At 52.9% G+C, this 1,741-nt stretch carries 1 tRNA gene and 1 rRNA gene; both read left to right on the top strand.

The annotated features are described in order from the left end of the window. The first annotated feature begins 40 nt into the window (after positions 1-40). Positions 41-1,593 (top strand): 16S ribosomal RNA (locus CAG69_RS21535). Between the two features lie 66 nt (positions 1,594-1,659). Next, positions 1,660-1,736 (top strand) — tRNA-Ile (locus CAG69_RS21530). Positions 1,737-1,741 lie beyond the last annotated feature (5 nt).

The raw sequence follows: 1,741 nt of genomic DNA, 5'->3' as shown, positions 1-1,741 counted from the left end.
TTATGTAATGTTCAGTATTCATTGAGCCGAACAAAATCTTAAATTGAAGAGTTTGATCATGGCTCAGATTGAACGCTGGCGGCAGGCCTAACACATGCAAGTCGAGCGGAAACGAGTTATCTGAACCTTCGGGGAACGATAACGGCGTCGAGCGGCGGACGGGTGAGTAATGCCTAGGAAATTGCCCTGATGTGGGGGATAACCATTGGAAACGATGGCTAATACCGCATGATGCCTACGGGCCAAAGAGGGGGACCTTCGGGCCTCTCGCGTCAGGATATGCCTAGGTGGGATTAGCTAGTTGGTGAGGTAAGGGCTCACCAAGGCGACGATCCCTAGCTGGTCTGAGAGGATGATCAGCCACACTGGAACTGAGACACGGTCCAGACTCCTACGGGAGGCAGCAGTGGGGAATATTGCACAATGGGCGCAAGCCTGATGCAGCCATGCCGCGTGTATGAAGAAGGCCTTCGGGTTGTAAAGTACTTTCAGTCGTGAGGAAGGCGGCGTCGTTAATAGCGGCGTTGTTTGACGTTAGCGACAGAAGAAGCACCGGCTAACTCCGTGCCAGCAGCCGCGGTAATACGGAGGGTGCGAGCGTTAATCGGAATTACTGGGCGTAAAGCGCATGCAGGTGGTTTGTTAAGTCAGATGTGAAAGCCCGGGGCTCAACCTCGGAATAGCATTTGAAACTGGCAGACTAGAGTACTGTAGAGGGGGGTAGAATTTCAGGTGTAGCGGTGAAATGCGTAGAGATCTGAAGGAATACCGGTGGCGAAGGCGGCCCCCTGGACAGATACTGACACTCAGATGCGAAAGCGTGGGGAGCAAACAGGATTAGATACCCTGGTAGTCCACGCCGTAAACGATGTCTACTTGGAGGTTGTGGCCTTGAGCCGTGGCTTTCGGAGCTAACGCGTTAAGTAGACCGCCTGGGGAGTACGGTCGCAAGATTAAAACTCAAATGAATTGACGGGGGCCCGCACAAGCGGTGGAGCATGTGGTTTAATTCGATGCAACGCGAAGAACCTTACCTACTCTTGACATCCAGAGAACTTTCCAGAGATGGATTGGTGCCTTCGGGAACTCTGAGACAGGTGCTGCATGGCTGTCGTCAGCTCGTGTTGTGAAATGTTGGGTTAAGTCCCGCAACGAGCGCAACCCTTATCCTTGTTTGCCAGCGAGTAATGTCGGGAACTCCAGGGAGACTGCCGGTGATAAACCGGAGGAAGGTGGGGACGACGTCAAGTCATCATGGCCCTTACGAGTAGGGCTACACACGTGCTACAATGGCGCATACAGAGGGCGGCCAACTTGCGAGAGTGAGCGAATCCCAAAAAGTGCGTCGTAGTCCGGATTGGAGTCTGCAACTCGACTCCATGAAGTCGGAATCGCTAGTAATCGTGGATCAGAATGCCACGGTGAATACGTTCCCGGGCCTTGTACACACCGCCCGTCACACCATGGGAGTGGGCTGCAAAAGAAGTAGGTAGTTTAACCTTCGGGGGGACGCTTACCACTTTGTGGTTCATGACTGGGGTGAAGTCGTAACAAGGTAGCGCTAGGGGAACCTGGCGCTGGATCACCTCCTTATACGATGATTATTGCGATGAGTGTTCACACAGATTGATACGGTTTATAAAGTAAAGAGACGATACTGGGTCTGTAGCTCAGGTGGTTAGAGCGTTCGCCTGATAAGCGAGAGGTCGGTGGTTCGAGTCCACTCAGACCCACCAATTTC

The sequence above is a fragment of the Vibrio sp. V43_P6S15P86 genome (assembly GCF_009904725.1).
In the GTDB taxonomy this organism is placed as follows: domain Bacteria; phylum Pseudomonadota; class Gammaproteobacteria; order Enterobacterales; family Vibrionaceae; genus Vibrio; species Vibrio diabolicus.
The sequence above is the reverse complement of the archived record's forward strand: the minus strand, read 5'-3'. Positions and strand labels throughout refer to the sequence as shown.